The sequence below is a fragment of the Pseudonocardia bannensis genome (assembly GCF_012911875.1).
Taxonomy (GTDB): Bacteria; Actinomycetota; Actinomycetes; order Mycobacteriales; family Pseudonocardiaceae; genus Pseudonocardia; species Pseudonocardia bannensis.
Genome location: NZ_JAAXKZ010000082.1, coordinates 20,885 through 27,533, shown reverse-complemented (window position 1 = coordinate 27,533; position 6,649 = coordinate 20,885). Strand labels below are relative to the sequence as shown.

The window sequence follows — 6,649 nt, the reverse complement described above, 5'->3', positions numbered from 1 at the left end:
TGATGCTGGTCCACCTGCCCGACGGGCGCACCGCCGAACAGGTCCGCGACAGGCTGGTGGCCACCATGGCGACCCTGCCTGCGCATCTGCGCGGGTCGCTGACCTGGGACCAGGGCGCGGAGATGGCTGCGCACGTCTCGTTCAGCATGGCCACCGACATGCCGGTCTACTTCTGCGATCCGGCCAGCCCCTGGCAGCGCGGGTCGAACGAGAACACCAACGGCCTGTTGCGCCAGTACTTCCCCAAAGGCACCGACCTGTCCGTTCACGGGCCCGAAGACCTCGAACACGTCGCCCAACAGCTCAACGGGCGTCCACGCAAAACGCTCGGCTGGAAAACTCCAGCCGAGCGTCTGCGTCAACTACTGTCCGCCTGACCTACCAGCGGTGTTGCAACGACCCCTTGAATCCGCCGTGGCGTGAAGGGGCCTTTCCGCGTTCGGCGACGATCGTGCTCAGTCCTGCGCGGCCCAGGCCTCCAGCATCGACCGCGCGATCGAGACCGTGCCCGGCAGCAGCACCAGCCGCTCTCCCGGCTCGGCGGGCGCGCCCCAGTCGCCGCGCTCCAGCGCGGCCCGCACCTGTGCGCGGGTCACCCAGAACGCCTCCGCGATCTCCCCGTCCGCCGGACGCAGCGGGACCGCCGGGTCGGCGATCGCGTGGAAGCCGATCATCAGCGAACGCGGGAACGGCCATGCCTGGCTGCCGAGGTAGCGGATGTCGCTGACCTGGACCCCGACCTCCTCCGCGACCTCGCGCTGCACGCAGGCCTCGAGCGACTCCCCGGCCTCGACGAACCCGGCCAGCACCGAGTAGCGCCCCACGGGCCAGACCGGCTGGCGGGCCAGCAACACCTGGTCGCCGCCGTCGTGCACCAGGCAGATCACGGCCGGGTCGGTCCGTGGGTACTCCTCGTGCCCCTCCGGACAGCGCCGCACCCAGCCGGCGTTGTGCACCGTGGTCGGCAACCCGTCCCGCGAGCAGAAACCCGCCGCGTCGTGCCAGTTGAGCGCGGAGACGGCGGTGGTCAGCAGCCCGGCGCCCAGCGCGTCGAGGTCGGCGCCGCAGGCCCTCAGGTCGGCCCACTCGCTCGGGTCGTCGCCCTCGATCAGGTTCGGCCGCCCGCGCACCGCCCAGTAGGCGACGCCGTCGGCCTCCCCGAGCAGTATCGCGTCCGCAGGTGGGGCGGCGGCGTGCTCGATGGCCGGCCGGGTGCGCAGCCGGCCACCCGATCCGGCCGCGGCGTCCCAGCTCCCGGCGTCCCCCGCGCGGAACTCACCGGCCGGACCGGACTCCCAGGTCACCGGGGTGCGGCCCTGCTCGTCGACGACCACGAGCTGCGCGGTCGCCCAACCCGCCCGCTGGCGGTCGGCGTCCATTCGCAGCGGCTCGTCGCGCAGCACGGTGGTGCGCGACAGCATGGGCGGGCCGAGCAGCCCGAAGTCCGCCTCCTCCCGAATCCCGGTCACGCGATGCCGCCCAGCGCGCGCAGCGGCCTGCCGACGGCCTCCGCATCGGCGACGACGACACCGGTGAACCGGGTGGGGGCGAAGAACTCCAGCGCCGCCTCGGCCACCTGCTCGTAGGTCACCGCGTCCAGCCGCACCGGTCGATCGCGCAGCCATTCGACATCGAGGCCGTCGGCGTCGAGCGCGGACAGCGTGGCGGCCAGCCCGCCCTGGCTGTCGAGCGAGATGAGCAGCGAACCGATGGCGTAGCGGCGCGCCGCGTCGACCTCCTCGGGCGTCGGCGGCACCACGGTGACCCGGCCCAGCTCGTAGCGGGTCTCGAGCAGGGCGGGTGCGGTGACGTCGGTCGCCGTGTCGGTCTCGACGCCGAGCACCGCGCCGCCCGGGATGAACTCCACCCCGGAGTTCGCGTGGTACGTGTAGCCCTTGTCCTCGCGCAGGTTCTCGACCAGCCGGGACGAGAAGTAGCCGCCGAGCACCAGATTCGCGAGCTGCAGGGCCGCGTAGCGTTCGTCCTCGCGCCGCAGGGCGGGTGCGGACAACCGCAGCTGGGACTGGACGGCGCCGGGGCGGTGCACCAGTTCCACCTCGCCCTCCGGCAGCGGGGGCGGTGGGGACAGTTCGCGCGCCGGGTGGTCGGCGGTCCAGCCGCCGAGGATCTGCTCGACCTGGGCGATCACCTGCTCGGGATCCAGGTCGCCGACCAGCACGAGGCTCGACCCGCCGGGCACCACGGCCTCGGCATGCAGGGCCCGGACCTCGTCGGCCTGGACCGCGGCGACGTCCGCGGCCTGCGGCATCTCGAGCGCGATCGGGTGGTTGCCGAAGCGCTTGCGCTGCAGCGCCTCCCGCGCGATCGTGCGCGGCTGCGCGCGGGCCACCATGATCCGCTCGACGAGCCGCTCCCGCTCCCGGACGATCTCCGCGTCGGGGTGGGTGGCAGCGGTCAGCACGTCGGCGAGGACCCCGAGGACGGTGGGCAGCCCCTCGGCCAGCCCGGACCCGGCGACCTGCAGCCGCTCGGGGTCGACCCCGACATGGAGTTCGGCGCCGACCGCGGCCAGCTCGTCGTCGATGGCCACCCGGTCCCGCCCCGGCGTCCCGGTGAGCAGCGTCGATGACAGCAGCTCGGCCCGCGCGGTGTGCGCAGGGTCGGCGGTGTCCCCGGGCGCCGCGAACGGGATCCGCAGCCGGATCTCGGCCATCGGCACGCTGGGCCGGTGGGCCGCGAGCACCTTCAGGCCCGAGGGCAGGATGCGGGTGACGACGTCGGGGAGCGGCACGGTCTTCGTCACGCCGAGCGGCGGGAGCCGGCGCGGGCCCGCGGGGGTCCGGCCGATCTCGTCGGCGCTGCGGTGTCCGGCGGGGGTCGTCCCGGTCACGCTCGTCATTCCTGCTCTCCCTGCTCGTCGGCGGCACCGCCGGGCTCGACCAGCAGCACCGCGCGGCCGGCCGACCGCAGCGAGGCGGCAGCCGCCTGCACCTGCTGCGGCGTCACCGCCGCGAGCCGCTGCGGCAGCTCCAGCGCGATCTCCGCCCGTCCGTACAACAGCTCGCGCGCCCCGAGGCCCAGCATCCGGTACATCACCCGGTCGTCCTCGTGGTGCTGCGCGGCCGCCCAGCGGGCCGACTGGCGGGCCAGCTCGTCGGCGGCCGGCCCGTTCGCGGCCAGCCGGTCGAGCTCCTCGTCCACCGCGAGCAGCACCTTGTCCGGGTCCACCGAACCGGGGTGCACGGCGGTGATCGTGAACGTGTCGGGATCACGGGCGTCGAGCGAGCCCATCAGCCCACAGCTCGCCGAGATGTCGGTGACCAGGCCGTCGTCGTGCACCAACCGGCGCTGCAACCTGGCCGCCTCGCCGTTGGCGAGCACCGAGGCCAGCAACGCGTGGCCCAGGTAGTCGTCGAGCTGCGTCGACGGGTCCGGGATGCGGTAGCCGAGCGCCAGCGCGGGCAGCGGGGCGTGCGCGTCGGGCACGGCCTGCCGGCGCTCCGCCCCCGGTGCCGGCTCGGCGAACGAGGGCCGATCCGGCGTCGGGCGGGCCGGGATGTCCCCGAAGTGCTTCTCGATCAGTGCCATGGTCGCGTCGACGTCGATGTCGCCCAGCACGGTGAGCTGGGCGTTCCCCGGCGCGTAATAGGTGTCGAAGAACGCCGCCGCGTCGTCGAGGCTCGCCTGCTCCAGCTCGGAGAAGTCCCCGTAGCCGTTGTGGGCGTTGGGGAACGTGTCGTAGAGGACCGGCGGCAGCAGGATCCACGGGAACCCGCCGTAGGGCCGGTTCAGCACGTTGAGCCGGATCTCCTCCTTGACCACGTCGACCTGGTTGCGCAGGTTCTCCTCGGTCAGCCGGGGCGCGCGCAGCCGGTCGGCCTCGAGGAACAGCGCCCGCTCCAGCGCCGCGGTCGGCAACACCTCGAAGTAGTCGGTGTAGTCCTGGTGGGTGGACCCGTTGAAGATCCCGCCCGAGCCCTGGACGACCCGGAAGTGCGCCAGCTTCTCCAGGCTCTCGCTGCCCTGGAACATCAGGTGCTCGAACAGGTGCGCGAAACCGGTCCGCCCCTCCGGTTCGGAGCGGAACCCGACATCGACATGTACCGCGACGCCGACAACGGGGGTGGAGGGGTCGGGGACGAGCAGCACGCGCAGCCCGTTGGACAGGGTCGCCCGATGCAGTGGGATGGGGGGCACGCCTCGACCCTAGCCCGGGAAGGACCCCTCGCGCCGCGACGGCGGGGCCGCATTCGGCAGCAGCAGCGCGGCGAGGACCCACCCGAGCAGGGCGGCGACGACCGGGGCTCCGGTCCACATCGCGGCGACGCTCGGCAGCCGGCCGGCGAACCCCGCGGCGACGCCGAGGTAGATCGTCCAGGTGATCAGCGATGCGCCCGTGGCGAAGGCCCAGTAGGCCGTGCGGCGCTCCGCGGTGGGCCGCAGCCACCGCCCCAGCAGGTCGACGAGCACAGCGGCGGCGGCGAGCGCGCCCATCGTGGGCAGGTTGTGGAACCCCGTGAGCAAGCCGGAGAGGACGACGGCCGGGGCGTAGGAGATCGTCGCGACGCCGAACGGCAGGTGCCAGCGCCGGGCGATGACCAGCAGCGGGACCAGCAGCACCAGGTTGGTCACGACCATCCGCACGGCGAGTGTCGAGGCCCGGCCCTCCGGATCGGAGAAGGCCGACACGATGCCCTGCGGCCCGAACAGCAGCGCGTTGCCGTAGGTGAGGAACAGCAGCACCAGGGTGGCCGCGAACGCCAGGGTCCACACCGCGGGGGCCAGCGCCCGCAGCGACGGCCGCGCGCCCAGGGCAGGGTTCGACCAGGCCGAACGGAACGGGCTGGTCAGGATGACGATCATCGACGCGATCAGGCCGAGGTGGCTGGGGCTGAAGAAGATGTCGGTGGTCGTCTCGACGCCGAAGATCGTGTGCCAGGCCATGTCCGCGGCCCCGGAGACCGCGAATACGGGCAGCGCGACCATCGTCATGCCGTAGCCCAGCGGTACCGCCGAGATCCCGCGCCGGCCCTGTTCGCTGTTGCGGTACACCGTCCACAGCACCCAGCCGCCGGTCGCGGCGAACCCGCTGTAGAACACCGCGTGCCACGGCGTGAAGAAGGACTCCAGCTGCGGGACGTTGGCGTGCGCATAGGCGTCGAGGAACAACCCGAGCACGAACCAGACGGACAGCACCGTGGTCACCACGTCGGTGCGCCGCGACGCATGCGGGCGCGGCGCACCCGACTCGGCGACCAGCTCGCGCCAGCCGGACACCTGGACCTCTGCCATGCCGTGACCCCCTCGATCCCCCGCACCACTGTCGCAGGCCGGGCCATCGCGGGGAATCCGGATTCCTCGCTACGCCGGGGGGAGGACGACGAACTGGCGCAGCGCCAGGTCCATGTAGGTCACCGGGCCGCGGGGGCCGGGCGTGTGGTCGACGTTGATACCGGTCTCGGGCAGGCCCAGCAGCTTGTAACCGTCGAGCAGCCGGGTGGTGGCGTTCCAGAACACCCCGGTGCCGGTGTACGCGTCGATGAACGCGGTCGCGACGGCCTCGTCGGTGGCGCAGACGGTGGCGGCGAGCCCGCTGGTCTCCCGGCCGGCGGTGGCGGCGGCGTCGAGCGGGCCGTCGACGGGCGCGACGGTCACGTGCGCCTCGGCACCGGAGTCCAGCGCCCACTCGTGGCCGAGCCGGTGGTCGTGCGGAGGCAGTGACGGCTCGATGCCGCGCTCGTCGAGGGCCCGCTGGGCGACGGGCCAGAGCCGCTCGAAGGCAGGACGGTCGATGAGCAGCAGGTTGAGCCGGTTGCAGACGCCGAGACGGTCGGTGCTGTCGTGGATGAGCTGCGCCGCGGTCGTCTCGTCGGCGCTGGAGTCGAGGTAGAGCACCCCGCCGCCGTCGGCGTGCGCCAGCACCCGGGTACCGGCCGCGGCGCCGAGCGCGGAGAGCTTGCGGGTGACCTCGCCGCTGCCCCGGACCACGACCAGCGGCACCAGATCGGGCAGCCCGACCAGTGCCTCGGCGCCCGCGTGCCCCGGCGCGGGCACGAGCTGCACGGCGGACGCCGGGACGCCGTGCTGCTCCAGCGCGGGCGCGATGACCAGCTCGACCAGCGCCTGGGCGCTGCGCAGAGCCGCCGACCCGGTGCGCAGCACGGCGGCGCTGCGGGCCTTGAGCACCTGGGAGGCAACGTCGACGGTGACGTTGGGGCGGGCCTCGAACACCGCGCCGATGACGCCGACCGGCACCCGGCGCTCGAACACCCGCTCCCCGGTCGGCAGCGTGCGCACCTCCCGCTGCAGCGGCGGCTCCGGGGTGTCGGCGAGCACCTCGAGCTGGGTGGCCATGTCGGCGAGCCGCTCCGGGGTCAGCCGCAGCCGGTCGAGCAGGCCGGGCGCCATGCCGTTCGCGACCGCGGCCTCGACGTCGCGTTCGTTGGCCTCCAGCAGCTGCGCCGTGCCGTCGCGCAGCAGACCGGCCGCGGTGCGCAGGGCGGCGTCGATGGCCGGACCACCCGCGGCGCGGACCCCCGGGGCGGCTGCCGCGGCGCGCTCGGCAGCGGTGCGGACGACGTCGAACTCGGGGGCCTGCTCGGTGGGGGCGACGGTGCTGGTGCTCACGACGCCACGGTACCGACGGCCCGGTACCGGCCCCGCGCCCACGTGCATGATCGCCACCGAC

At 73.7% G+C, this 6,649-nt stretch carries 6 protein-coding genes; 1 reads left to right on the top strand and 5 read right to left on the bottom strand.

All coding sequences use genetic code 11. The features are described 5' to 3' along the window. Positions 1-377, top strand: a 377-nt coding sequence (locus HF519_RS19950) for an IS30 family transposase (RefSeq protein ID WP_169414495.1), incomplete at its 5' end; no start/stop codon positions are given. Between the two features lie 78 nt (positions 378-455). Here HF519_RS19950 and nudC read toward each other — a convergent pair. The 5 genes from nudC to HF519_RS32500 all read right to left on the bottom strand — a co-directional run bounded on the left by nudC (position 456) and on the right by HF519_RS32500 (position 6,588). After that, the gene (gene nudC / locus HF519_RS19945; protein WP_169414498.1) at positions 456-1,421 is read right to left on the bottom strand and encodes an NAD(+) diphosphatase; all 966 of its coding nucleotides are present in this window, start codon (positions 1,419-1,421) and stop codon (positions 456-458) included. Between the two features lie 44 nt (positions 1,422-1,465). After that, the gene (locus HF519_RS19940) at positions 1,466-2,860 is read right to left on the bottom strand and encodes a M16 family metallopeptidase (RefSeq protein WP_169414494.1); all 1,395 of its coding nucleotides are present in this window, start codon (positions 2,858-2,860) and stop codon (positions 1,466-1,468) included. Beyond that, positions 2,857-4,158: a M16 family metallopeptidase gene (locus HF519_RS19935; RefSeq protein ID WP_169414493.1), complete on the bottom strand. Its 1,302-nt coding sequence runs from the start codon at positions 4,156-4,158 to the stop codon at positions 2,857-2,859. The genes HF519_RS19940 and HF519_RS19935 overlap by 4 nt, the downstream gene beginning before the upstream one ends. A 9-nt stretch (positions 4,159-4,167) precedes the next feature. Next, entirely contained in the window at positions 4,168-5,253 is a 1,086-nt protein-coding gene (locus HF519_RS19930) for a hypothetical protein (RefSeq protein WP_169414492.1), read from the bottom strand. Positions 5,254-5,322: 69 nt separating this feature from the next. Next, complete coding sequence (locus HF519_RS32500) at positions 5,323-6,588, bottom strand: aldehyde dehydrogenase family protein (protein ID WP_312860226.1); 1,266 nt, start codon at positions 6,586-6,588, stop codon at positions 5,323-5,325. Positions 6,589-6,649: the final 61 nt, after the last annotated feature.